The sequence below is a fragment of the Clostridium sp. Marseille-Q2269 genome, assembly GCF_943736985.1.
Taxonomy (GTDB): Bacteria; Bacillota; Clostridia; order Clostridiales; family Clostridiaceae; genus Clostridium_F.
The window spans coordinates 186,688-212,917 of record NZ_CALSFS010000001.1; the positions used below are offsets into that span (position 1 = coordinate 186,688).

20 protein-coding genes are annotated in these 26,230 nt (G+C 26.8%); 7 read left to right on the plus strand and 13 right to left on the minus strand.

Features of this window, described 5'->3' with window-relative positions; genetic code table 11:
- Positions 1-13: 13 nt before the first annotated feature.
- Complete coding sequence (pfkB, locus tag NGI68_RS00805) at positions 14-919, minus strand: 1-phosphofructokinase (protein WP_251860181.1); 906 nt, start codon at positions 917-919, stop codon at positions 14-16.
- 523 nt (positions 920-1,442) lie between these two features.
- Here pfkB and NGI68_RS00810 point away from each other — a divergent pair.
- Positions 1,443-1,679, plus strand: coding sequence for a transposase (locus NGI68_RS00810; RefSeq protein WP_251859579.1), 237 nt, complete (start codon positions 1,443-1,445; stop codon positions 1,677-1,679).
- Positions 1,680-2,094: 415 nt separating this feature from the next.
- Here NGI68_RS00810 and NGI68_RS00815 read toward each other — a convergent pair whose 3' ends face one another.
- Positions 2,095-2,730 carry a class I SAM-dependent methyltransferase gene (locus NGI68_RS00815; protein WP_251859580.1) on the minus strand — a complete coding sequence of 212 codons (636 nt, stop codon included), beginning with the start codon at positions 2,728-2,730 and terminating at the stop codon, positions 2,095-2,097.
- 100 nt (positions 2,731-2,830) lie between these two features.
- On the minus strand, positions 2,831-3,781 hold the full coding sequence (locus NGI68_RS00820; RefSeq protein WP_251859581.1) for a DUF1002 domain-containing protein: 951 nt from the start codon (positions 3,779-3,781) through the stop codon (positions 2,831-2,833).
- 311 nt (positions 3,782-4,092) lie between these two features.
- On the opposite strand from NGI68_RS00820, the gene NGI68_RS00825 reads away from it, so the two are divergent.
- Entirely contained in the window at positions 4,093-4,680 is a 588-nt protein-coding gene (locus NGI68_RS00825; protein WP_251859582.1) for a 3'-5' exonuclease, read from the plus strand.
- A gap of 140 nt (positions 4,681-4,820) precedes the next feature.
- On the opposite strand, the gene NGI68_RS00830 is transcribed toward NGI68_RS00825, so the two are convergent.
- Positions 4,821-8,054 (minus strand): DEAD/DEAH box helicase, encoded by a 3,234-nt coding sequence (locus NGI68_RS00830; RefSeq protein WP_251859583.1) that lies wholly within the window; start codon positions 8,052-8,054, stop codon positions 4,821-4,823.
- 351 nt (positions 8,055-8,405) lie between these two features.
- On the opposite strand from NGI68_RS00830, the gene NGI68_RS00835 reads away from it, so the two are divergent.
- Positions 8,406-8,957, plus strand: coding sequence for a hypothetical protein (locus tag NGI68_RS00835; protein WP_251859584.1), 552 nt, complete (start codon positions 8,406-8,408; stop codon positions 8,955-8,957).
- A 154-nt stretch (positions 8,958-9,111) separates the two neighbouring features.
- Here the strand turns inward: NGI68_RS00835 and NGI68_RS00840 are convergent, their stop codons facing one another.
- Complete coding sequence (locus NGI68_RS00840; protein WP_251859585.1) at positions 9,112-10,125, minus strand: WG repeat-containing protein; 1,014 nt, start codon at positions 10,123-10,125, stop codon at positions 9,112-9,114.
- Positions 10,126-10,479: 354 nt separating this feature from the next.
- Here NGI68_RS00840 and NGI68_RS00845 point away from each other — a divergent pair, with 354 nt between their 5' ends.
- From NGI68_RS00845 to NGI68_RS00855, 3 genes are read left to right on the plus strand one after another with little or no spacing between them, the layout of a single operon-like run.
- The gene (locus NGI68_RS00845; protein WP_251859586.1) at positions 10,480-11,802 is read left to right on the plus strand and encodes an amidohydrolase; all 1,323 of its coding nucleotides are present in this window, start codon (positions 10,480-10,482) and stop codon (positions 11,800-11,802) included.
- A 3-nt stretch (positions 11,803-11,805) separates the two neighbouring features.
- The gene (locus tag NGI68_RS00850) at positions 11,806-12,594 is read left to right on the plus strand and encodes a DUF3100 domain-containing protein (protein ID WP_251859587.1); all 789 of its coding nucleotides are present in this window, start codon (positions 11,806-11,808) and stop codon (positions 12,592-12,594) included.
- A gap of 28 nt (positions 12,595-12,622) precedes the next feature.
- On the plus strand, positions 12,623-13,069 hold the full coding sequence (locus NGI68_RS00855) for a LysO family transporter (protein WP_251859588.1): 447 nt from the start codon (positions 12,623-12,625) through the stop codon (positions 13,067-13,069).
- Positions 13,070-13,168: 99 nt separating this feature from the next.
- Here NGI68_RS00855 and NGI68_RS00860 read toward each other — a convergent pair whose 3' ends face one another.
- A complete protein-coding gene (locus NGI68_RS00860) occupies positions 13,169-15,175 on the minus strand; it encodes a methyl-accepting chemotaxis protein (RefSeq protein ID WP_251859589.1) in 2,007 nt (668 codons plus the stop codon).
- Between the two features lie 227 nt (positions 15,176-15,402).
- On the opposite strand from NGI68_RS00860, the gene NGI68_RS00865 reads away from it, so the two are divergent.
- The gene (locus NGI68_RS00865; protein WP_251859590.1) at positions 15,403-16,287 is read left to right on the plus strand and encodes an SDR family oxidoreductase; all 885 of its coding nucleotides are present in this window, start codon (positions 15,403-15,405) and stop codon (positions 16,285-16,287) included.
- Positions 16,288-16,502: 215 nt separating this feature from the next.
- On the opposite strand, the gene NGI68_RS00870 is transcribed toward NGI68_RS00865, so the two are convergent.
- From NGI68_RS00870 to NGI68_RS00900, 7 genes are all read right to left on the minus strand, one after another.
- Positions 16,503-17,336, minus strand: a complete 834-nt coding sequence (locus NGI68_RS00870) for a DUF975 family protein (protein ID WP_251859591.1) — start codon at positions 17,334-17,336, stop codon at positions 16,503-16,505.
- A 193-nt stretch (positions 17,337-17,529) separates the two neighbouring features.
- Positions 17,530-18,831: an NCS2 family permease gene (locus NGI68_RS00875; RefSeq protein ID WP_251859592.1), complete on the minus strand. Its 1,302-nt coding sequence runs from the start codon at positions 18,829-18,831 to the stop codon at positions 17,530-17,532.
- 291 nt (positions 18,832-19,122) lie between these two features.
- Positions 19,123-19,677, minus strand: a complete 555-nt coding sequence (locus NGI68_RS00880) for a hemerythrin domain-containing protein (RefSeq protein WP_251859593.1) — start codon at positions 19,675-19,677, stop codon at positions 19,123-19,125.
- A gap of 21 nt (positions 19,678-19,698) precedes the next feature.
- Positions 19,699-20,331, minus strand: a complete 633-nt coding sequence (locus NGI68_RS00885) for a hypothetical protein (RefSeq protein ID WP_251859594.1) — start codon at positions 20,329-20,331, stop codon at positions 19,699-19,701.
- Positions 20,332-20,442: 111 nt separating this feature from the next.
- Positions 20,443-22,077: an amidase family protein gene (locus tag NGI68_RS00890; protein WP_251859595.1), complete on the minus strand. Its 1,635-nt coding sequence runs from the start codon at positions 22,075-22,077 to the stop codon at positions 20,443-20,445.
- Positions 22,078-22,299: 222 nt separating this feature from the next.
- Positions 22,300-23,709 (minus strand): group II intron reverse transcriptase/maturase, encoded by a 1,410-nt coding sequence (gene ltrA, locus NGI68_RS00895; RefSeq protein ID WP_251859596.1) that lies wholly within the window; start codon positions 23,707-23,709, stop codon positions 22,300-22,302.
- Between the two features lie 439 nt (positions 23,710-24,148).
- The gene (locus NGI68_RS00900) at positions 24,149-26,104 is read right to left on the minus strand and encodes a sigma-54-dependent Fis family transcriptional regulator (RefSeq protein ID WP_251859597.1); all 1,956 of its coding nucleotides are present in this window, start codon (positions 26,102-26,104) and stop codon (positions 24,149-24,151) included.
- Between the last annotated feature and the right edge of the window lie 126 nt (positions 26,105-26,230).

The window sequence follows — 26,230 nt, forward strand, 5'->3', positions numbered from 1 at the left end:
TAATATATTAAACCTACAATATTTGTTTTAATATCTCTTCTATATGTTTTTTAGTAGCTAATTCTTCTGAAAATGCACTAGCACTACCAGAAGCTAATGCCATTTTAAATGCTTCTTCTAATTTATTATTTTTTAAATATCCTGCTATAAAACCTGCTACCATGGAATCACCAGCACCTACAGAGTTTATTAAAACGCCTCTAGGCGCACTCTTTTTTATTATTTCACCTTTAGATGGAATATATATAGCTCCGTGTTCTGCCATAGAAATTATAACATTTTCTGCACCCATCTTTTGTAGCTCTTTTCCGTAATAGATTATATCCTCTTCATTTTTAATGTTATTATTAAATAAATCTAACAACTCATAATAATTTGGTTTAATCAAAAATGGTTTATATTTTAAAACCTTTAACAAAAGTGGGCCAGTTGCATCTACTACAAATTTTATATTTTTTTCTCTTAGCCTTTCCATTATATTTTCATATATGTTTTCTGAAATAGTATTAGGAATACTCCCTGCAAGGACCAAAAAGTCTCCCTCTTTTAATGTATCTAACTTATTAAATAATTGATTTAATGACTCATTATCTATAATGGGCCCCATTCCATTTATTTCTGTTTCTTTCCTTGATTTAAGCTTTATATTGACTCTAGACATTCCAGATTTTAATTTGATAAAATCTGTTTTAATTCCCAAGGATCTAACCTTCTTTTCTATTTCATCTCCTGTAAATCCAGCTATGTATCCCAATGCTATATTTTCTAAACCTAAACTATTTAAAACTATTGAAACATTAATCCCTTTGCCTCCTGCATAAAATCTCTCATAGTTTGTTCTATTTAAAATACCTATTCTGAAATCCTCTACTTTAACTACATAATCCAAAGCTGGATTAAAAGTAATAGTATAAATCATTATAGTATCATCCTCACTATTTTTTATTAAACTTCTATATTTGCAATGTGGATCTTTTATTGTAATCATAGTATTGTTATTAATAATTACAATAGCTATGGAACCTATATTCAATCCTTAATTCAAATAATTAACATATACTTTTTTTCTTAGTTAATATTCTTATGGCTTTTCTATGAATATACTACATCTATTTTAAATAAGAATCAATCATTCATATCCAAAATACTGTAGATTAGTTCTAATATACTAAAAATATAGATTTATAGCTAAAAAAAATGATTTTTATAAATTATATTATTTTTTCTTTAATTTAATATTTATATACTGGTGCAATTTTTACTACATCACCTGTCTTTGGAGAATGAATAATCTGTCCCCCACCTACATATATTTCATTTTAAAAAATACTAATAAATGTTATAATTTAATTATGTTGGAAGTAACTGAGGGGAGGTTTTAACAATGATAGTTTCTTTAAGAGTTCATAAATACGCCTAACTATTTAAAGGAGGTTAGTTTTATGGAAAAGTCTAAAAAAAGAAACTACATTAAGGATATTAGCAAAATAGTAATAAATAAAGTTAGAACTAATGTAAGGGGATATATTAGCTCTATTATCATTGGTCTGATAAATACTTGGATAAATAAATTAGCATCTTCAAAAAATACTATTTTTGATAGACATACTAATGATATATGTTTTTTAATCTTATCAGCGATGATTCTCTTTACTTATTATCATTTGCACAAACATTAAGACAATTAAAATCTGTTACTTCCAGCATATAAACCCCAATCATACTACTTTCTATATGTAGTTTTCAGAGTAAGGGCTTGATAAAAAATTTATCAAGCCCTTATCAATTTTCATCAATGCCCAATGTTAATTATATTCTTATGGTATTATTTTAGTACCTATTATTTTCTATATATATTTTTCTCTATACTCACATTATATACATGTAAAAAGCACCTAAGGCTTATTTCTTAAGTGTTCTCTAAAATTTAATTATTTATTATTTTTCTCATATTCTCTTACTTTTAAAATTTATAAAAAGCATCTGGAATTAACCAAATGCTCTTCTAGTATATAAACATTATTGTTATAGCCGTATTTCACAATCTTATATCTTAAATTAGTTTTTAAAAATAATTATTTTAACATAATAATATTATTTCTCTGCAATTACGCATAGCCAATTATTTTCTTCCAATGTGTTTATATATATTTTTTTATATCCAGCTTTTTTTAATAGATCTTTTATATAATCAGAACTATATATTTTCATGCCTGGTACTTTTCTTAAATATTCTTCATTTTTTTCTTTGAACTTTTCATTAGTATAACTAGCATTAACTATAACAAACTTTCCTAAAGGACTTAATACTCTTCTTGTTTCTTTAAAACTATCTAATAAACTTGGCCAAAAATATGTAGTTTCTATTGCAGATATAATATTAAATTTATCATCTTCAAAAGGCATCTTATTCACACTTCCATGAATTATTTCTACTTTTCCCATTTCTATTAAATCTTTATTGTATTTTTTAGAAAAGTTTACACAATCTAATGAATAATCCATACCAAAAACTGTCCCTTTACAAGCTTTGTTTGAAAGCCTTTTTACAGTCCTTCCACCTCCACAGCCTATATCTAATATTATATCATCCTCTTTTATTTTAAATTGATTAACTCCCCAACTAGTTAATTCAAAATGTTCTTCATTCATGCTTTTTGCAATAAATTTTCCTATTAGTCCCGTAGGCCTTCTGTATTGGCCGTAAATTTTATTAGTTATAATTTTCATACTTACTCCTTCCTATAGACAGTCAAAATATTAACAGCCTCTATTTAGTTCAGAGGCTGTTTTATTTTAATTATATGTTTTTTATAATTTAATATTTAGGTTATAATTTTAAATTATTATAATCTATATTTTTAATCTTTATTATATTATAAGATGTTGTTTTTGTATCTTTATCACTATCAAAAATGCCATCAAAGAAGTTTCTAACAGCCCTCCATATTTTAGCAAAAAATCCCTTTGCTTCTTCACTGGTAACAACATCTTTTAATTTATTACTAACCTGATTCAGTTGATCTTTTATTTGTTTAAAATCTAAATCCAATCCATTTATCTTATCCATTAGAGCTGTTATCTTTTTCATATCTTCATCATTTATCTTATAGCCATAATTGTCAGTTGTATCTTTTACAATATTTTTAATTTCATTTTCTGTTTTAGGTTTTTCTTTAACAACCTGCTTTTTAACTTCATTTATTAAGTTGGCAGCTTGATCTTGTCCTATTTTCTCTCCAAGATTACCAGTAACAACCATTTCCTCGTTAGCAACCTTCTTTTTATTCTCATCTATTTTTTTACCACCTTCACTACTTTCAAATCCTTTTAAAATTCCTGTAAGAGCTGCTGTTCCAGATACGTTAAAAGGTGATCCTACTTTAACATTAGCATTTTCTATTCCTGCAGTTATTAACGCATTTCTAATCATATTCTCAGTAACCCAATATATATTATTAGTAGATATGTTTAACCCGCCTTTATCCGTAGGTTCTACATAAGCACAAGATATAGATTTTGTCCCTATTTGTTTTCTTGTGGCCACTCCTGCTAAATATTTATCTTCTTCTTGCTTGTTAACTTCCATTACATTAGCTTCTTTTCTTGTTACTCCAAAATATTTAAGCATTTGCTCTTTTTGTGCATCAGTTAAATCTGCTCCTAATGTAACTACTTTAAAAGCATCTGCATGAACTTTGTTAGCGAAAGAAGCAGATATTATTAAAGAAAATGTAAACACTAAAACCAATAATTTACTAATTGCTCTTTTGCATTTCATATTTTCAGTCTCCTTTATACTTTATATATAATAATATATCCATACTTTGAATCCAATAAATGGTATGGACTTATATTATCATCATTTATTATACTACATATATAAGTATAATAAAGTATAAATATAGTTACAAATTACTTATAAATTTATTAATTTTTCTATAATAATTTATATTTAAACTACTTTTATATTATTTTTATTTTTAAATTAAGCTTAATTTAGCCTTTATTTGAAAAATCATATATAATATAATTATATTATACTAATGGCTCTTTAAGTTATAGACCTTACATACAAAGGAGATTTATTTTATGAAAAAAATTTTTATAGATACAGAAACTACAGGATTAGAACCTGGTGAAATTATACAGCTTACTTATTGTGTTTGTGATATTAATTCAAATGGAGAAGAAAAAGTTAAATTTGCTAAAAACTTCTTCTTTGATGTAGATTATATTGAAGAATCGGCTGAAGCTATTCATGGATTTAGTACAGAAAAATTAAAAATCTTATCTAATGGTAAAAAATTTAAAGATTTAGCCTCTGAAATTAGCTCAGATTTAAAAGATGGAATTTTTATAGCTCACAACGTAAATTTTGATAAAAAATTTGTAGCAGCTGAATTTAATAGATTAAATAATACGGATTGGATTCCTAAAAAATTTTTTTGTACTATGGAACACTTTAAGCCTATAGTAAAAGCTACAACTAGAACAGGTAAATTAAAGAAACCTAGATTAGAAGAAACTATTGATTTTCTAAATATAGATAAAAAAATAGTGTTAAAAGGAGCTAAACGACTTTTCAACTGTGATGATGTTGGATTTCATGATGCTAGATATGATGTAGCAGCGCTGGTATCTTGTTACTATAAAGCAAAAAAATTAGGATATTCTTAAAATAATTGTATTATATTTTTATAAAAAACAAATGTATTCTTAAATTGTATAAGAGTACATTTGTTTCTTATTTACTGTTATTTATTATATCATATAAAATCATATGAATATAATATGCTATATTAGTATACTTTTATATTTTAAAATTTAAAAAGTTCTTCTATTTCATCCTGTGTCATAGAAGATAAAAGCAATTCTTCTCCTATGTTTTTATCTATTACTCTATCTATTATTTCCTTCTTTTTTTGTTGTACTTTATATATTTTTTCTTCTATAGTTCCTTTAGCAATAAGTCTTATAATCTCCACTGTTTTCTTTTGTCCTATTCTGTGAGCTCTATCTGAAGCTTGATCTTCCACTGCAGGATTCCACCAAGGATCGAAATGAATTACTATATCTGCAGAAGTCAAATTTAATCCTGTTCCTCCTGCTTTTAATGAAATAAGAAATATATCTCCTTCTCCCCTATTAAAATTTTTAACTAATTCTCCTCTTGTACTAGTTTTCGTATTACCATCCAAATATAGATATTTTATATTATTCACTTTTAATGCTTCTGCTATATTTTTTAATACAGAAGTAAATTGAGAAAACAATAATATTTTATGTCCTTCATTTATACTACTACCTACAATATTTAAAAGCGTTTCTATCTTTCCATTAGACCCATGGTAATTTTCTATAAAAGTAGATGGATCACAGCATATCTGCCTAAGTCTGGTAATTATGGATAATATCTTTAATTTATTTTTATTAAAACCATTGTCTTTAATTTGTTTATAAAATTCTTGTTTGGCACTTTCTACAAATGATGCATATACTTTTTTTTGATTATCTGTCATATTAACAATTATATTATGTTCAATCTTAGGAGGTAATTCTTTTATTACATGCTTTTTTAATCTTCTAAGAATAAATGGTTTTATGTGATTATTTAATTCTTTTAAAGCCTCTTCATTCTTATCTTTGACAATAGGAGATTCATATTTAGAATAGAACCTTTTATAGTTTAAAAGATATCCCGGCATTATAAAATCAAATATGGACCACAGCTCCGTTAAAGAGTTTTCTATGGGCGTGCCAGTTAATGCAAAATAATTTTTAGCTTTTATACTCTTTACACTCTGTGCTGTTAAAGATTGAGGATTTTTTATGTTTTGAGCCTCATCTAAAAAACAATATCTAAATTCAATTTTTTTATACTTATCAATATCTCTTCTTATAAGAGCATAGGAAGTTATAACAACATGATATTCATTTATATTATTTATATATTCTTCTCTAGAATCTTTATCCCCTGATATTATAATACAACTTAAATCTGGTTGAAATTTATTTATTTCATCTTCCCAATTATAAAGCAAAGATGTTGGACAAACTACTAAAGAAGGCATATGTTCATTCTTATTTTTATCCACTTCTGACTTAATAAAAGCTATAGTTTGAAGAGTCTTACCCAATCCCATTTCATCTGCTAATATGCCTCCAAAACCACAACTTGCTAATGTTTTATACCATTTAAACCCAAAGATTTGATAAGGTCTCATTATAGATTTTAGATTTTTAGGCAATTCATAATCTATATCCTTTATATCTGTCATAACATTTATTAAATCTTCAAAGTTCCTATTTTTATTCATAAAATTTATCTGTTTTTCCCTAATGGAATTATCAATATAAATTGCATTAAAATTAGGAAGACATATAAAATCTTTTTTTAAATCTGAAGATTTTATATCTAAATAATTTATCATATTTCCTATATCTACAAGATTATTATTATTTAAGGGTATAAAACCTCCATTTTTTAATCTGTAATATTTCTTTTTTTGTTTTAGTGCCTTAAATACGTGAGCAAGTTCCTTTTTATCCACTCCATCTATATTAAAATTAAATTCTAAAAGATTTTGGCTATTAAGCTTAACGTTAGCTCTATAACTAGAAGAATTATAGACTTTTATATTTTTAAAGTCTTCTGAATAATAAACTTCTGCATACTGTTGAATTTTATTTATACCATTTACTAAAAAATTAAGAATATTATCTTCATCTTGAAGTTCATAACAATCTGCTGATTTTTCAAAATAAAATTTTTCTAATAGATCAGTAACAAACCTTTCTCTTTTTATATTTCTCACTAAAATTTTATAATCTAGCCTATTATTATATTGAAATGGATTAATTTTAACATTTCCATATGTAAATATTATATTAGCTGTTATCTTATTATCTTTTTTATCAAAATACACTGTACTTATCAAATCTTCTTCATAAAATCTTTCTTTAAAAGATTTATCAATGTATAATTTTTTACTGATTTTTTTTAAAGATGGAATCACATAAGAAACTATATCTTGACTAAAGCTTTCCTGAAAACTTATCTCTCTTTTTTTCTCTCTAATAAAACCGCTAAAAAATCCTTCATATAAATTTATTTGTTCTAAAGAAGGTCCATAAATTTTATTATTATAAAAAAAATGTTCCTTAGTAATAATACTAGGCAAACAATTCTCTTGCTTTAACACTAATCTATCATCTTTTTTTTCTAACTTAAATTCTAAAGGTAAATTTTCTTTTACTAAAGATATATTCTTAAAAATTTTATTATTTAGACTTAATTCTATAGTATTCTCATCTATTATATAAAAAATTTTTTTAAGTATATTCTCAGAAATATACACTTTTTTACCATTCAAAAATGAGCTTATATTAGAAAAATTTATATTGTTTGCAATTTCATCATATTGATATATTTCTGATATCATATTAATTATTTTGTTATCTTTTTCCTTAAATTTATGTATCAATGGGTTAAATATAAAATTTTTTCCAAATGGAATTTTCTCTTTTTTTATAATAGCCTTTAGAAAATTTTTAATGTTTTTTACTACATAAAGCTTATCTTCTCCTATTTTAAGCTCTAAGGATATATACTTTTTATTTAATTTGTTATCTATACATATCTTGTATCCTACATCTAATTCTTTAAAATTTGTATCTAAAACTACTTCTTTAAAAAAACTTTCTTTTATATTTTCTATAAATTCTCTTTTTTTTCTTTTTTCACTTTCTTTTAAAATCTTATCTTTTTCATTTATATATTTAATAATACTAGCTACAGAATGTTTGCATATTATTCCCCAGTATTTACACTGACAATTACTCCTTATATATTTACTTCCTTTTAAAATATTTATAACTACATCATAAGAATCATCGCTCACTGATGATTTCACCTTAGATATAATATTTAAATTATTATCTTCTTCATAAGCTTCTATATATTCTACTTGATTATTAATATAACATTTAAATCCTCTTTCATATATCTTTTCTCCTGCAGCTATTTTTAGATCTTTATTTGTAATATTCAAAAAAATCTTCTCCTTAAATACATTTAAAGTGTTTAAAATTTTTTATTTATTATAATATTATAGCATCTATAAAGTATATATGAAATTAAGACTTTTATAAATTTCAATTTTAAAACTTACTTAAATTAAAAATAAATATATAAAGGTTGTAAATAATTTTAACTTTTTTAGAAATTATGTTTAATCTTCTACTTTATTAATATTTTTACAATAAATTTCTTAATTTTGTTTATATATTTTCTAGACACATAAAAAAAGACATATTAAAATAATAATTGAAATAATAATACTAACATTGATAATAATTTATGATACATTCAATTTCACTCATTGTTTTAAAGGAGATTAGCTATGAAAAAGTATAAGCAGATATACATTGTTCTATCATTAACAGGTTCAAACTTTGGTCACCTTATAAAGTTTTATACAAAAGAGCCTTATTCACATGTATCCTTAGCTTTTGATAAGGAATTAAAAGAAATGTACAGTTTTGGTAGAAAGAACCCCAACAACCCATTCATAGCAGGGTTTGTTAAAGAATCTTTGGACAACGGTACTTTTTTTAAATTTAAAAATACTGAATGTACCATATACGCCTTAGATATTACAGAACATAACTATTATAAACTAAAAAAAATTATTGAAGATTTTAAAGAAGAAAGCCATAGATATAGTTATAATCTTTTAGGCATATTAGGTGTAATGATTGGTCATCCATTAGAAACAAGATATAAATATTTTTGCTCTCAATTTGTTTCTCATGTACTTATGGAATCCGGTGTGCAATTATTTAATAAACCCCCTGGCCTTACAACTCCTCAGGATTTTAGAATATATGAAAATAAAAAGATTATATACAGAGGAAAACTTAAAGAATATAGTACCTATAATTTTACTTATTAAAATAAACTATATTTTTTTAAAAGTGTATACCAAAAAATTTAAAAGTTTTTATATTAAATATTGTTAATCCAAAATTTTCATAAAATAGAGTCCTTATTTAGTAAGATTTTAACTTACCTAGCTAGGACTCTAAACAACTATAAATATACTTATATTAAATACTCTTTTCCCCTAAATAATTTCCAATATTATTTACGTATTTAACCCTGTTTTCAAATATAACTTTTCCAACTCCATTTATAAATCTTTCTGCATTATCGTAAACAGGTTTAATAATAAATTCTCCTTCTTTATCTATATATCCCCATTTTCCATCTATTTGTACCGGTATTAATCCTTCACTAATAATACCAACTTTATCAAATTTTAATGGTATTATCTCTACACCTTCTTTATTTATGAATCCGTATTTTTGTTCAACCATCACAGCTGCAATATTTTCATAAAAATTGCTTACCCAATCATATTTAGTTTGTACAACCATATCTCCGTGCTTATTTATAAAACCATATTTATCTATAACTTTTACTGCTGCTAAACCTTCACTAAAAATATCAGCCTCATAATATTTAGGCGTTATGACCACCTTTCCTAACCTATCTATATAACCATATTTACATTTTAATTTAACAGGAGCTAGTCCTTCCTTAAAATCTTTACCGTAATCATAATTGAATTCTACAACTATATTCCCTAATTTATCTACATAGCCTATTTTACCTCCTGATTGAACCATAGCTAACCCTTCACTAAAGTCACCAGCGTCAAAAAATTCAGGCTTAATTGTAAATTTTCCTTCTTTATCTATGTATCCCCATTTATATCCCAGTTGAACTGCTGCCAAACCTTCACTAAAATCATTAGCTTCTTTAAACTGAGGAGCTATTATCTCTTTTCCATTAATATCTACATATCCTAATTTACCATTCTTATCAACTGTTGCTAAGTCTTCAGCAAAGTCATAGACATCATCATATTCAATAGTAACTATTTCATTTCCTTTTTTATCTATAAATCCAAATAAATCATCTATGGCAACAACAGCTAGCTCACCTATGAATTTTTCAGCATAACTATACTTATTTTCTATACAAGTCTCACCACTCTCATTAACATATCCGTATTTACCATTTAATTTTATAGGAAAAAGTTTTTTATTTGCTTTCATATTAAAATCTCCTTTTATATAATACAAAATTGCTAGTACTAAAAATTATATCATATAAAATTAATTTAAAAAAACTAAAAAATTACATAATAATTTATGTTAATATAAATCATTTTAATTAATATAATGCATTTAAATTGATAAAAAAATGAATTTATTGAATATTCTTTTTAATTTTTTAATATTCAACTAAAAAAAATATTAATTTATTAATATTTCCTTGACAGTTACACATATGCATATTAAAATAGGATAAATACGTTATATAAATACAGATGTATTTTATATAAATACATTTTTCTGAAATTTATTATAAAAAACTGAACATTATATGATATTTAGGAGGAGAGTAAAATGACAGTAGAAGAATTAAAAAGTCTAGTTTGCAAAACTATAGACACCAATGCTGAAAATATTATAGCCCTTGCTAAAGACATTGAGTCTACACCTGAATTAGGATTTAAAGAAAAAGAAACGTCTAAAAAGGTATGCAATTTCTTTGATAAACTCAATTTATCCTATGAGGATAAATTAGCTATAACAGGTGTAAAAGCTAAACTAAAAAAAGATAAAATTGGACCTAATATAGCAGTACTTGGAGAATTGGATGGTGTTATATGTTTCGATAGTCCCAATGCCAATAAAGAAACTGGTGCATCTCATGCCTGTGGTCACAATCTGCAAATAGCTACCATGCTAGGAGCTGCATTAGGTATTAAATTATCCAAAATAGAGGATGAATTACATGGTAATGTAAGCTTTATGGCAGTACCTGCAGAAGAATTTATAGAAATTCAATATAGAGAAAATTTAAGAAAAGAAGGTAAAATTCACTTTCTAGCAGGAAAACAAGAACTTATATACAAAGGAGCCTTTGATGATGTTGATATAGCTATGATGATGCATTCCTTGAAGGATTGCCCTACTCCAACTGTTGGAATTGGTAATAGTAGCAATGGTTTTTTAGGCAAAACCATTCAATATATAGGTAAGCCTGCTCATGCTGCAGAATCTCCTGAAGAAGGTATTAATTCATTAAATGCTGCTATGCTTGGTATTATGGGCATAAATGCTTTAAGAGAAACTTTCAAAGATGAAGATTGCATAAGGGTTCACCCTATAATTACAAAAGGTGGAGATACAGTAAATAGTGTTCCTTCAGATGTAAAAATGGAAAGCTATGTTCGTGCAAAAAATGTGGATGCACTAAAAAATACTAATCAAAAAGTGGATAGAGCATTGTTAGCTGGAGGGTTTGCTGTTGGAGCCAAAACTATAATCAATACCATACCTGGACACCTTCCTTTAAAATCTTCTAATTTATTGAATAATTTATTTAAAAATAATAGCGAAACACTTCTTTCAAAAGATAATGTAACAAATACCGGACATTTTAAAGCTTCTACTGATATGGGAGATGTATCTAACTTAATTCCTTCAATTCATCCATTTATAGGGGGGGTTGAAGGAGCTCTTCATACAAAGGATTTTAAAGTAAAAAATTATAATGCAGCATGCATATTACCTGCTAAATTAATAGCTATGACAGTAATTGATCTTTTATATGAAAAAGCCGAAAAAGCTCAAGAAGTTATTGAAAATTATACACCCACTTTTGAAAGCAAAGAAAAATATATTGAATTTCTAGAAAATTGTTTTGATAGAAAGGAAGAGTAACTAATGAAAAACTGGAAAAACCATATAATTGTACTTATACTTGTTATAATTTCAGAAAGTGTTGGAGTAATAAAATATAAATTTGGCCCTGGTACAGTTGTACTTTTGCCTATGCTTTATGCTCTTATATTGGGATTACTTTTAACTCCTAAATTTTTAAAGGTAGCCAATGAAAAAGATATGAAAGATGCAGGAACTCTTATAACTATTTCTTTAATGCTCTTAATGGCTCGATATGGAACAATGATAGGCCCAACTTTACCTAAAATTATTAAATCTAGTCCTGCTTTAATACTACAAGAGTTTGGTAATATAGGTACTGTATTTTTAGGTGTTCCTCTTGCAATTATGCTTGGTCTTAAAAGAGAAACCATTGGCGCCGCTCATTCTATAGCTCGGGAACCTAACGTAGCATTAATAAGTGATGTATATGGTCTTGAAGGTCATGAAGGTCAAGGTGTTATGGGTGTATATATATGTGGAACTGTTTTTGGAACTGTATTCTTCGGAATACTTGCAAGCTTTTGTTCAGCATATCTTCCATTACATCCCTATGCATTAGCCATGGCCTCTGGAGTTGGTAGTGCTAGCATGATGACGGCCGCTGTAGGTTCTTTAAGCGCTATGTATCCTAATATGAGTGATACATTAGCAGCCTTTGGCGCAGCTAGTAATATGTTATCTGGGTTGGATGGTCTTTACATGTCATTGTGGATATCGTTGCCATTAACAGAATGGTTATATAGAAAATGTTATAAATTTAAATATAGAGAAGAACCTAAAAAAATATAAATATAAATTTTCTAAGGAGGCTTAAATTATGAAAATCAAGGATTCATTTTTTATATTAATTTTAATAGCAGTCCTTTCATTAGTTGGTAACATGATTGGGGCTAAACATAATATAATTGAAGCTATACCTGGTATGCTAATACTTGTAGCTATATCAATTGGTGGAATAGCATTATCTAAAATTATACCTGGTAAAGTCCCTGCTGTGGCTTATATAGTTACATTAGGATGTTTAATAACTTATCCTTCAATTCCTGGAGCTGAAATAATATCAAAATACATAGCCAAAGTTGATTTTTTAGCACTTACTACTCCAATATTAGGATATGTAGGGATATCTATTGGAAAAGACATGGATAGTTTTAAAAAATCTGGTTGGAGAATAATAATACTTTCAATTTTTGTTTTTATTGGAACTTACTTAGGATCTGCTTTAATAGCTCAGCTAATATTAAAATCCATGGGTCAAATATAATATTAGAATTTAAAATATAATATACAGATTATATATAACAAAATAATAATACTTAAAGCTCTATATTCTATATCATAGGAGCTTTAAGTATTATTTATCTTAAATTTTGAATCTATTTACTACATTATCCAATGTGCTTGTTATTTCTTTTAAACTTTCAGCCGTCCCAGATATATTGTCTATTGAAGCCGCTTGTTCTTCAATATTAGCTGATACTTCTTCTGTAGACGCTGAAGCTTCTTCAGCTATAGCAGTTATATCTTCTATTGATGACAAGACTTGATCTTTATCTGAATTTACAGTTTTAATATTCTTTACCAATAATTCTACTTGTTCCACTATGCTCTCTATAGAATTTGTGATATTATCAAAAGATTTTTTTGATGTATCCATAGCACTATTTACTTCTTCTATAACCTTTTGAGATACGTCCATATTATCCTTTGTTTTGTTAATCTCAAATTGTATATCCTTAACTATCTTTTCTATTTCCTTAGTTGAAGTTGCTGTTTGTTCTGACAATTTTCTTATTTCTTCAGCTACTACTGCAAATCCTTTTCCTGCTTCTCCTGCTCTTGCCGCTTCTATAGCTGCATTTAGAGCTAATAAGTTTGTCTGCTCAGCAATAGATTGTATGGAATCTACTATTTCTCCTATTGAACTAGATTTATTAGCTAACATATTTACATTATTAGCAAGTTCTTTATTAACTTCATTGTTTTTTATAAATTTTTCTATAGTCTTTTCCACAGTTCCCATACCAGTTCGACTATTTTTCCTTGTTTCAATGGAATATGTTTTAACTAAATCTGAACTTTGATCTGTTATTTTAATCTTTTCTGCTAAAGCAAATAATATTTCAGAACCATTCTGTGCATTTTTAGCTTGATCTACAGACCCTTGAGCCATTTCATCTACTGTTTTTGATATGGCATCTATAGACTGTACAGTTTCTCCTGTGGCTTCGTTTATTGATTCTGAATACCTTAACACATCATGAGATGATTTTTTTAACTCTTCTATAATATTTCTAAGCTCTTCCCTTAAGTGAATAACTGCTTTTCCTATAGTGCCTATTTCATCTTTATATAAGTTTATGTACTCATAATTATCATTATATTTTAAATCTAAATTTTTTGTTTCATTTACTAGATCTGTTATTTTAAGAATAGGATCAGATATTTTCTTGCCAAAATACACTGCAAATAGTATATCTCCAACTAAACATAATATAGTAATTACTATGAAGCTAATAATTATACTATTTAATGGTTTTTTAAATTCTGACAATGGAACTGCAAACCCTATAGACCATTTAGCTGATGGTACAATTGTTCTTGTGAATACCTTTTTATTGTTATCATAATCCTTTAATGTTATAACTTTATTATTTTTTGAATCTAATGAAGATATAGCTTTTAAGGAACCATTCATAACCTGAGTTATATTGAAAGTCTTTTCTGCATTTGGCTTAAAATCTTTATTTGGGTGAATTACAAAATTATTATCTTCATCCAATAAAAATCCATAGCTATTTTCTACAGGAGTGGCTTTTTCAACTAAGGTTTTAAGATTTTCCAAACTTATATCTATAGCTAAAACTCCTATTATTTTCCCAGCACTTTTAATAGGTCTTCCTATTGTTACTATCATTTTTTTTGTACTTGCATCTATGTAAGGCTTAGAATAATATATACCATTCTTATGTATAGTGTCTTTATACCAATCTTGTTGTAAACAGTTATAATTTGATGGTGGAATCCATTCGTCGCTTCCTATATATCTTTTATCGCTAAGTCCTGCATATATGCATATAAGATCTTTATTTTCCTTAACTTGTTCTCTAAAATAATTTTTCAAATATTTATTATTGTATTTATTATTGTATTCAACATCTACTACCATAGAATCTACAAATTTAGTTTTTGTTAATAACCAGCCTTCTATTATTTCTGAATATTTTTCAGATGCCATACTTACTTTATTTGTACTTTCTTTCATTATGGCCTTATAAGAAAAATAATAACTTACAGTGGAGCATAGACCAATTGTTAGTATACAAACAATTGATATAATAGCTATTAGTTTTGATTTTATACTTTTCACGTCACTCACTCCCATCTTTATTAGTATGTTTCCTTATTATCTACATTAAATTATATCGTGAATATTTTCTAAAACCCAATACCTTGTTTCTATTTTTTTCTATAAAATCTAGTGAAAACCTTATCAATCTGATAATACAAGAATTTTTTTATATATAAATTGTAATACTAAATAATATAAGTGTATATCGTATAGAAAAATCATTTTAAAGAAAGGAACATATTATAATGAATGAAGATTTAAACTTTATTAACAGTTTTCCAAAATCTATACCTAGCCAAAAACAAGCAAAACATCCAGGTATAGAATCTGTTATGAATCCCATTCCTATTTTTGACAATCCCAATTACAAAGCTTCTTCAAAACTTTTAAATAAAGTTGCATTAATTACTGGAGGTGATAGCGGCATTGGAAGAGCTGTAGCTGTAACCTTTGCTAAAGAAGGAGCTGATATTTCTATTGTTTATTTTGATGAACATGAAGATGCAAAGGAAACTAAAAAAATAATAGAAAATTTAGGTAGAAAATGCTTACTAATACCAGGAGATATTACAGATGATAATTTTTGTATAGATTGTATAAGTCAAACTATAAATCATTTCAATAAATTGGATATTTTAGTAAATAATGCAGCTGTTCAATATGTTCAAAATAGCATAGAAAATATAACTAAAGAACAATTAGAAAAAACTTTTAAAACCAATATATTTAGCATGTTTTATTTAGTAAAGGCGGCTCTTTCTCATCTAAACAGAGGAGCTTCCATTATAAACACTGCTTCTATAACTGCCTATAAGGGTAATGAAACTTTGATTGATTATTCTTCTACAAAAGGCGCTATTATAAGTTTTACACGTTCTTTAGCATTATCTTTGTGGAATAAAGGTATACGAGTCAATGCTATAGCTCCTGGTCCTGTTTGGACTCCACTTATACCTTCTTCTTTTGATGCTAATTCTATAAAAACATTTGGAACAGATACAACCATGAAAAGACCAGGCCAACCGGTGGAATTAACACCAGCCTATGTATACTTAGCCTCTAATGATTGTTCCTCATTTGTTTCTGGTGAAGTAATACATATAAATGGAGGAGAAATTATAAACAGTTAATTATTCTATAGTTATTTTTGAGAAATATATAATCACAAATTAAATTATATACAATTCTATACAATTTAAGATATAAAAAGGGCTGTGTCACTAAGAATAAACTCCAGAATATATTGTGTTAACTTTAAACTTGTAAAACAATATATTATGCTTAAATTCTTTAATGCCACAGTCCCTTTATTTCAATAACTTGAAATAAAAAACAACTAAATTAATTATAATGTATTTACTTCTTCAATATCGTCCTGTTTATTAGTTTTTAGATCATAATAAAAAACAGCTTCACAAGATTTTATATAAGGTATTATCCATAAGAAAGCAATCCCTATAGTCACAACTCCTAGTATATACCATAATATAAAACTTAAATATAACAAAAGAAATCTTGTCTTATTTCCTTTCATCATAATAGTACTTTCTTTAATAGCTTTCATAGCTCCCATATTAGGATCATCAATGTAAATATAATATGTCATAGAATATCTAAATAGAATCATTAATATAGCTATAGTTAAAACTATTGTTAAAACAATCAATATTGCTACCATATATCCATTTAAATCACTACTACCATTATAAGATCCTATAGATATTGTTGACAATTGTTTAATTATTATAATAAAAAGTATTATAATATAAGGTATTACAAATAATAGAGACCATAAAAAACTGAATATACTTAAGACTATATTAACAATAAAAGTGCCAGTGAAATGTTTAAACCCTTCAAACATGATTTCTATCTTATGTTCTTTATTTCTAACCAAATTAATAAAAAATTTAGTTATTCCATAAGTCATAGGACCTGCTAAAATTAAATTTATAATAAGTGGTATGCAGCTTGCTCCAAAATTTATATTTTCTTTATTAAATGAATGTAAATTACTAATAGAATTTATTAATTCATTTGCATTAAATACGTAAGTAATGCCATGCATTATTATATTAAATATAATAATTACAATAATTGCTGTTCCCCAGTTTCCTTTTAAAGCTGCTTTGGCTTTAGATTTTATTTGGCCAATTGATAATACTATATTGTCTTCCATATTTCTCTCCTTTTATAGATATTTTTTGTTATTATACTATATATTTATTATATATTCAATAAATATAAAAAGTTGCAATTTTTATATTTATTAATTAAATTATTTTTAGCAAAAAATTAAACTCTGCATAGTAAATTTTAAAAATAACTACACAGAATTTGTTATCCATGTTTAAAAATAAATAATTATTTTATTAATTTATTGCATGTAATATAAAATTTAATAAAAACATAATAGAAATTATATACATAGCAATAGAAATTTCCTTTGATTTTTTTTCTGCTATTTTTACAATTGGATAAGCAATAAATCCAAAAGCCATTCCATCTACAATACTAAAAGTTAAAGGAATCATAACTATAATTAAAAATGCTGGAAATCCTTCTGAAAAATCGTTAAAATTAATATTTAACGCATTCTTTATCATCAATCCACCAATTACAATAAGTATGGGAGAAATAGCACTATTGGGTATAATTTTTATTATTGGAAGTAAAAATAAAGATACTAAGAATAATATTCCTGTGATAATAGACGTTAATCCAGTTTTACCTCCTGCTGCTATACCCGCTGCAGTTTCTATAGTAGCAACTGTAGGGCTTGTCCCAAAAATTCCGCAAGTAATAGCAGATAGTGAACAAGATTTAAAAGAAGCTTTAAACTTTTTTGGTTCATTTAACATAATATTCACATGTGCATGGATAAGTCCTAAATTTTCAAATACAAGAACTAATGTTAATGAAAATATAGCTACCCAAAAGGTTATAGATGTTACTGCACTAAAATCCATTTTTAAAAAAACATCTCTATATGGAGCCATAGAAAAACTTAAAAAATTAAGCTTTGATATATCTACTATACCAAAAAAATATGATATAACAGTTCCAATTATCATACTTATCAAAAAATTTCCTGGCACATTTCTTATAAATAATACCACAGTAATTATTAAATTAATAAAAGTTACATAAACCAATGGATTATTAAAGTGTCCTAATGTAACAAAGGTTGTCTCACTGCCCATTACAATACCACTTTTTTGTAATCCTATAAAAGTAATCAAAATTCCAATTCCAACAGTTATAGCTTCCTTTAGGCATATGGGAATTGATTCTGTAAGAGTTTTTGAAAACTTTGTAAAAGCTATCATAGAGAATATAATGCCTGATATAAATACAGCTGCAAGGGCTTGTTTCCAAGAAAGTCCCATGGAACCTACAATAGTATATGAAAAAAGGGCATTAACTCCCATGCCTGGCACTAATATTAGAGGAGCATTACTTATAAATCCAACTAATATACATCCTACAAAGGATGATAGTACTGTAGCTATTATTGCTCCTTCTAAAGGTAATCCTGCATCAGATAAGATAGATGCATTTACAGCAATTATATATACTATTGCAAAAAATGAGGTGAATCCTGCCAATATTTCTCCTTTCACTGTAGTATTATACTGGTTGAGATTAAATAAATTATTAAATTTTTGTTTCAATTTTTTCCGTCCTTTTCTTTTTTCCCTCTCCCACCCGCATTATAATTTTATAATGCATTAATATTATAATAAAATTTATTAACATAATCAAATATATTTTGTAAATAATTTCAATAATGTCACCCCTATTTTCCATATTTATTAATTACTTTTTATTATACAATAATAATTATTCACTTTCAACTGGGATTAGATATCAATTGTAATTATGTATTTATCTTTTTATATAAAAAGATCCCCTAACAATAGTACATTGTAGGGGCTTGAAAAACTAACAATATTCACTATGAACTATTTAACTTTTTCCTCAAGTTCATAAATAAGATTTATATATTTATCTTGTATACCCTTTTTCTGTGCTTCCTCTTCAAGGATGTCACAATCTTCATCTAATTTTTTTAAAGTTTCTTTAGATAAATTTCTATTTGCAAATTCATAAACTACGTCATCCTCTTTTTCTATATGTCTATACAATAAATCTGTATATGAAACAGCATTAGCTATTATATCTATTTTTGCTTCTTCTTCTCCATCTTCTAGAGATTTAAGAGCTTTTTCTAAATTTTGCATATAAAGTCTTCCAAGATCATGTTCTACTAGCATACCATGCTTTACTAGTTTTTCAGTAGGGCCTTGAATTTCTTCTAACATTCTATTAAATAGATAATTTTCTTCTTTTCCATGATGATGTTTATCTGCATAGTTCCTTACAAAATCAATAATTTTATAAAAGTCATCGTAGTCCACTTCTTCATTTTTTAATACTTTAAAGCAATATTTTCTTATAATAACCAACATACGTTTTATATTCTTATGCTCATTTACCATGAGTTCAATTGAATTCATTTCTATTCCTCCTAAGTTATTTTATCTTTTTATAGAATAAGTATAATCTCCTAATGCTTCAAAATGAAAATCTTTATTTAAGGAAGATATAAAAGATTCAATCCATTGTTCTCTTAAACTATAAAAATTTTTAACATCTCCACCAACAGATTCCCAATGAGAACTATGAAGACATTTAGTAGCTCTCCAAAGTATTTCATTTTCATTACAATTTAAAATAACATTTACTCTATCACAAGGCATTCCTTCTAATATATAATCATTTAAAGCATTATACATATCTTCTGCTGAAATTGGAGAATTCTCTTTTTTATATTCTATTGCACAACTTTCTCCTTGCTTTTTAAAAAGTCTCATCAAGTCTTCTTTATATTTCTTATTTTCTTGTAATATAAATGTAACCCAAGCTGCTTGCCTTAATTCAGCTGAATGAATTTTATTTTGAAGCCATCCATGAATATTAGAAGTATCTATTATATCTTCCAATGGCTTATTTTCTGTAGGAACACCATATTTTGAATTTATGTTTTTTTCCCAAAGTTCTATAGGTAATCCTTTATCTTCTCCAAATTTTATTATTTCTTTTTCTAATGCTTCAAACCAAGTTATTTTATTATATAACCAATAATGAATTTTCCCTAAATACAAACTCATAACAATACCTCCATATATAAAGTTTATTTATATTTTATCCTTAAGTTCACATTTATATTTTATATATATTAACAGTTAAATTCCGTAACATAAGTTACGGAATTTTCATATTTATTTTAATACTGGATCCTTTCTATGATGTGTATTATTTTCATAGTAATTAGCTATCCAAAATAATTTATCTTCTTGAAACTTAGATGCAATAAGTGTAATTCCTATAGGCTCCCCTGTACTCTTATAACCAACTGGTATGGTAATTGCAGGATAACCTGCTGCAGCATATATATCAGAAATATCATTACTTATAGATAAAATAACATCAGAATCTTTTAAAACTGAATCTATTGCATTTCCAGCTACTTCTCTATTGTCTTTGACGATTTTTTCCCATTGTTTAGTAGTAGTCTTATTATTTAAAGCTTCTTCTAACAAATTTTGACCATAAGGTGCACGATTTTTCAGATCCTTCTTATTAAAATTCACAATATCCTGTAAATTTCTAATTCCTTTAATATTGTTTTTATTAAGATATTTATTCACATCAATTTTAAAGCCACAACTTAGAGCCGTTTCTGTATTCATCTTTTTCCTTACATCCTTGTAGAAAGACGTATGAGTAACTTTAACTCCCATATTAGATAATTCTTTTTCTACTTTTTTTAATATTTCATTTTCTTCCTTCCTAAGGGAAGATTTAACTACCGCAATTTTTATCCCTTTAATGGAATCATTCTTAGCATAATTAGTAGGAGATATATTAATCTTTCTTGACTCCGCTGTTACAGGATCTTCCTTATCATAACTAGTAATAACTTTTAAGACTAGCATTGCATCTTCTACATTTTTTGTAATTATTCCAGCAGTATCCTGTGCTGTAGTTAATGGAATAATTCCATTTCTGCTAACAAGTCCTAGACTTGGTTTTATACCTACAACTGAGTTTTGACTTGAAGGATAAATTATAGATCCAGCTGTTTCTGTTCCAATAGATACTGTGGCCAAATTAGCAGAAATAGCTACAGCTGCTCCAGAACTAGAACCACCTACATCAAATTTTCCATATGCATTATGAGTTTGCCCACCTAAAGCAGAATATCCACTAGGAGCATTAGAGGACATATAGTAAGCCCATTCACTAAGATTAGTTTTACCTAAAATTATTGCTCCTTCTTTTCTAAGCTTTGTGGCAATAAATGCATCTTGTTTTACTACTAAATTTGAAATGGCAACCGCTCCAGCAGTTGTATTCATTCTATCATTAGTTCCTATGTTCCCTTTTAACATTACTGGTATACCTTGTAATTTTCCTTTATTTAATCCTCTATCAAATTGTCTTGCTAATACAATTGCATCTGAATTAAGTTCTATAATAGAATTAAGCTTATTAACATCATACTGTGCTATTCTCTTCAAATAAAATGTTACTAACTCTTCACAAGTAAATTTCTTTTCATTATATAATTTATGAATATCTTCTATTGTTGCATTATTAACCAATTTCAATATTTGTTTATATCTTTCTTCACTCATGTTCTCAATAACTTTTTTAAATTGATCAATATTTAATTTTTGTCTTGTATTAGTATATTTTGTTTTATCATATTGCATCTGAACTTGATTTTCTATTTGACCTTCCTTTAATTCTGATATAATATACTGGGGGGCTATTTTTATACCCATAAGTATAATTACAATAACAATAATACATATAGAAATAATTATCTTGTTTCTTTTCTTCTTTGTCATAATATTCTCCTCTAATCTTTATTATAAAATATTTTACATTATATCATGATTATTATTCTATTTATCTTAAATTAATCTTATATTTATTATTTGTCTACATGTATTCATCTATGTATATGAATATTCTTTTTATCCATTAATAATCGAGTAGGAGGGAAAATTAATTAAATTTTCCCGACCTCTCACACCACCGTGCGTACCGGTCTGGTACACAGCGGTTCTTTAAGAATTATCTGACTTCATGTATTTTGCCCACAGGCTGTCTAAACCTACGGTTTTAAAAAATTCATTATTTAGAGTAGTTTGTAAAATAGGACTATTAGCTGTACGCCAGTATCCTTTTCGGGTATTGGCATATTTTATTGCTTGAGTATGTGTATATACCAGCTTTTTAAGATTTTTATATCTTGTTTTAACCTTTTTCCATTGTTCCCATATACACATTCTTATTCTTTGCTTAATCCATATTTCAAAATTTTTGATTATTCCTTTACAGTTTGATATTGCAAAATAGTTTATCCATCCCCTATTCAAAAGATTAAGTTTTATTATTCTTTCTTCTATCGTAAATGGTTTTGACCTACTGGTTATTTTTCTAACTTTATCTTTGTATCTATTAACAGCTTCAGTAGATACTCTTAGTTTAGAAGTATACCTAGCCCAATAGAATGAAAATCCTAAAAATTTTCTTCTCCATGGTCTATCCACTTCACTTTTGTCTTTATTTACTTTTAATTTAAGTTTATTTTCAATAAATAAACTTATACTTTCCATGACTCTATTTCCTGCCCTTTGGCTTTTGACATAGATATTACAATCATCAGCATATCTGCAAAATTTATGACCTCTTCTTTCTAGTTCTTTATCAAGGTCATCAAGAATTATATTAGATAATATAGGACTCAGTGGACCACCTTGTGGTGTACCTTGTTTTGTTCTATCAATTACACCATTTATCATAACTCCAGATGCTAAATAAGCTCTTATTAATTTTAGTACTCTTTTATCTTTAATTTTCTTAGATAATTTGAATATTAAAATATCATGGTTAACTTTATCAAAGAATTTTTCTAAATCAATGTCTACTATCCATATATTTCCTTCATTAATATATTTTTCTGCTTGTTTAATTGCATCATGGGCACTTTTCTTAGGTCTAAATCCATAACTTGAAATTGAAAAATCTTCATCATAAATAATGTTTAATTCTTGAGCAATAGCTTGTTGAATTAATCTATCCAATACTGTTGGAATTCCTAATAATCTAACTCCTCCATTTGGTTTTGGTATTTCAATCCTTCTTACAGCCTGTGGCTTATACTTTCCTTTAAGAATATTTTCTTTTATGGTAATCCAGTTATCAATTAGAAATTGTTTAAGTTCATAAACTGTCATTCTATCAATACCTGATTTGCCTTTGTTGGCAACAACCTTTTTATAGGCTAGTTGCATATTTTCTCTTGACAATATTCTTTCTAAGGAACCATATTCAAGCCCATCGGTTTCTCCTCTTGTAGTTGCCGTGATTACTCTATGCACTCCGTGCTTATCCTTAGGTTCCACCTTACTTTTAGCCTTAGAGCCTAAATATTTAGTTTTCTGCAATTGTTGAGTATTCTTCGAAACTTTCAAGTTTTAAAACCTACCAAAGTTCAGTCCTTCCTACGCTACCGCGTATTTACGTGGTACTATGACCTCTGCTGATTTCTGATAGTTCAGCTATATATCACTATATAGGTTATCATTTATGAATTACATCATCTGATGATATATCTATCAGACCTCCCCAGGTAAGAACAACAACCTTCATCTCATATATCTGTTACATTTACTCCTAAGAATTTGAGTAGTGTTGGACTTTGTTTTGTTTAGCAAACTCGTCCGTCCTTAGTAAGCCTTGTATGTAGTTCGTATCCCTCAGACCGAGACTTTGCCTCTGACTTCCTTCAGATTCCATCTCACAATGGACACCCTTGTCATTAGCTAGTGGTTCCCACTACTAAGCCCACAACGGACTTTCACCGTCAAGTTGTTGCCCATGCTGGGCACACTAAAATAAAATCCAGCATAATTAAGATACTGGATTTTGTTTTATATTGTATTTTTTTATTTTTCTATATAATGTAGATCTACCAATATTTAAGAGTTTTGCAGCTTTGGTGAGATTTTTATCGCATTGATCTATAGCCTTTTTTATATTTTCTTTTTCTAGTTTTTCCATAGGCATAATACTTATATCTTCATACTTATTATTTATATTTACATTGTCGTATTTTATAATCAAATCGTCTTCAGTATAATAGTCAGTAAAAACTATATCTTTATCACTTAAATAATAATCACGCTCTACTGCATTTCTAAGCTCTCTTATATTACCTGGCCAATTATAATTTTTTAATTTATCTATATAAGACCTTTTTACTTCTTTATTAGAATAATTATTCTTCAAATTAAGATTTTTTATAAAATGCTTAACTAAAGGTTCTATATCCTCTTTTCTATATCTTAATGGTAGCATTTTTATATTTATCACACCTAATCTATAAAAAAGGTCCTCTCTAAAATTTTTCTTGTCCATTTCTTCTTTTATATTTCTATTAGTGGCTCCTATAACTCTAACATTTAATTGTTTTTCATAAGTGCCACCTACTCTTATTATCTTATTATTATCTAATACTCTTAATAATTTTGATTGTATATCCAAAGGTAGTTCTCCAAGCTCATCTAAAAATATTGTACCACCATCTGCTAATTCAAATTTTCCAGGATGACCTTCTTTTAATGCTCCAGTAAAAGCTCCTTTTTCATATCCAAAAAGTTCGCTTTCCACTAATTCTCTAGGTATGGATGCACAATTTACAGCCAAAAAAGGTCCTTCTCTTCTCTCACTATAGTTATGTATTGATTGAGCTATTACTTCTTTTCCTGTACCACTTTCACCCTCAATAAGTATATTGCATTGACTTCTAGCTGCTCTTTTAGCTAATTTAATAATCTCCATCATCTTATAGTTTTCTGTTATGATATCATCAAAATTATAAGACGCCTTATACCCAACTACTTTATTTACTAATTTATGAACTAGTTTATCTTCTCTAAAAGTTATAACTATACCTGTAACTTTGCCACTAACTTTTATTTTTACTGCATTTAAAATGCATTTAATCCTATTTCCTTTTATATAAAAATCCCCTTCTTCATTATTATAACTTCTATTATCTTTTCTTATTAATTCTTCAAAATTAACATTTTTTAATATACTGTTAATACTCATACCCAAGGCATATTCACTTTTTATAGATAGTATTTCTTCTACTCTACGATTTAATCTTTTTATACTTAGATCTTCATCTAAAATAATTATACCTTCAGAAATAGAATCGAACGCTACTTTTATAAGATTATAAGATATAGTTAAAGCCAGTTGCTTCTCTATAGCATTAGCAGATGCGGTTACAATAGCAAGTGTGTGTGAATGAGCATTATAATAGTTTCCAGACATATTTAAGCATCCTATTATATTTCCATAATTATCATGAATAGGACAAGCGGAACAAGTCCATGAATGTTGATTCACGCAAAAATGTTCTGCTCCAATAGTTTGTATAGGTTTATCTAAATAAAGAGCTGTACCTATGGCATTAGTTCCTACTGCTTTTTCAGTCCAAAGTGCTCCTTTTACAAAATTCAATTCATCTACTCTTTTCATTATGTCTCTATCACCGATTACTTCAATTATATATCCATGTTTATCTGACAATATTATAGCAAAATCTGATCCTTCTACAATATTGTATATTCCTTTCATTATAGGTTTTGATACTGAAATCAATTCCTGATTTTCTTGTATTTTAAGTTCCACTGGAATTTTGTTTCTATTATTTCCTCTTCCATTCATATGGTCTACACCGTATTTTTTACATCTTTTCCAAGAGTGAGCTATTTCACTTCTTATTCTATTATCTATATAATCAGTTTTAATAAATTCTTCCCAGGCATTATGTATAAATTTTAAGTAATTATCCAAAAACTCACCTCTAAAAAATATATTAATATTTAGTAATGTCCAGCTATTTACTAAATATAATATTTATTTCATTATATTCTAATTAAACATAATATGTAAATAATATTTTAATATTCATATATATAC

What these genes read in the sequence shown, in the direction of transcription:
- pfkB (WP_251860181.1), bottom strand. Translation starts at nt 919, where the DNA reads ATGATTTATACTATTACTTTTAATCCAGCTTTGGATTATGTAGTTAAA.
- NGI68_RS00810 (WP_251859579.1), top strand. Translation starts at nt 1,443, where the DNA reads ATGGAAAAGTCTAAAAAAAGAAACTACATTAAGGATATTAGCAAAATA.
- NGI68_RS00815 (WP_251859580.1), bottom strand. Translation starts at nt 2,730, where the DNA reads ATGAAAATTATAACTAATAAAATTTACGGCCAATACAGAAGGCCTACG.
- NGI68_RS00820 (WP_251859581.1), bottom strand. Translation starts at nt 3,781, where the DNA reads ATGAAATGCAAAAGAGCAATTAGTAAATTATTGGTTTTAGTGTTTACA.
- NGI68_RS00825 (WP_251859582.1), top strand. Translation starts at nt 4,093, where the DNA reads ATGAAAAAAATTTTTATAGATACAGAAACTACAGGATTAGAACCTGGT.
- NGI68_RS00835 (WP_251859584.1), top strand. Translation starts at nt 8,406, where the DNA reads ATGAAAAAGTATAAGCAGATATACATTGTTCTATCATTAACAGGTTCA.
- NGI68_RS00840 (WP_251859585.1), bottom strand. Translation starts at nt 10,125, where the DNA reads ATGAAAGCAAATAAAAAACTTTTTCCTATAAAATTAAATGGTAAATAC.
- NGI68_RS00845 (WP_251859586.1), top strand. Translation starts at nt 10,480, where the DNA reads ATGACAGTAGAAGAATTAAAAAGTCTAGTTTGCAAAACTATAGACACC.
- NGI68_RS00850 (WP_251859587.1), top strand. Translation starts at nt 11,806, where the DNA reads ATGAAAAACTGGAAAAACCATATAATTGTACTTATACTTGTTATAATT.
- NGI68_RS00855 (WP_251859588.1), top strand. Translation starts at nt 12,623, where the DNA reads ATGAAAATCAAGGATTCATTTTTTATATTAATTTTAATAGCAGTCCTT.
- NGI68_RS00865 (WP_251859590.1), top strand. Translation starts at nt 15,403, where the DNA reads ATGAATGAAGATTTAAACTTTATTAACAGTTTTCCAAAATCTATACCT.
- NGI68_RS00870 (WP_251859591.1), bottom strand. Translation starts at nt 17,336, where the DNA reads ATGGAAGACAATATAGTATTATCAATTGGCCAAATAAAATCTAAAGCC.
- NGI68_RS00880 (WP_251859593.1), bottom strand. Translation starts at nt 19,677, where the DNA reads ATGAATTCAATTGAACTCATGGTAAATGAGCATAAGAATATAAAACGT.
- NGI68_RS00885 (WP_251859594.1), bottom strand. Translation starts at nt 20,331, where the DNA reads ATGAGTTTGTATTTAGGGAAAATTCATTATTGGTTATATAATAAAATA.
- NGI68_RS00890 (WP_251859595.1), bottom strand. Translation starts at nt 22,077, where the DNA reads ATGACAAAGAAGAAAAGAAACAAGATAATTATTTCTATATGTATTATT.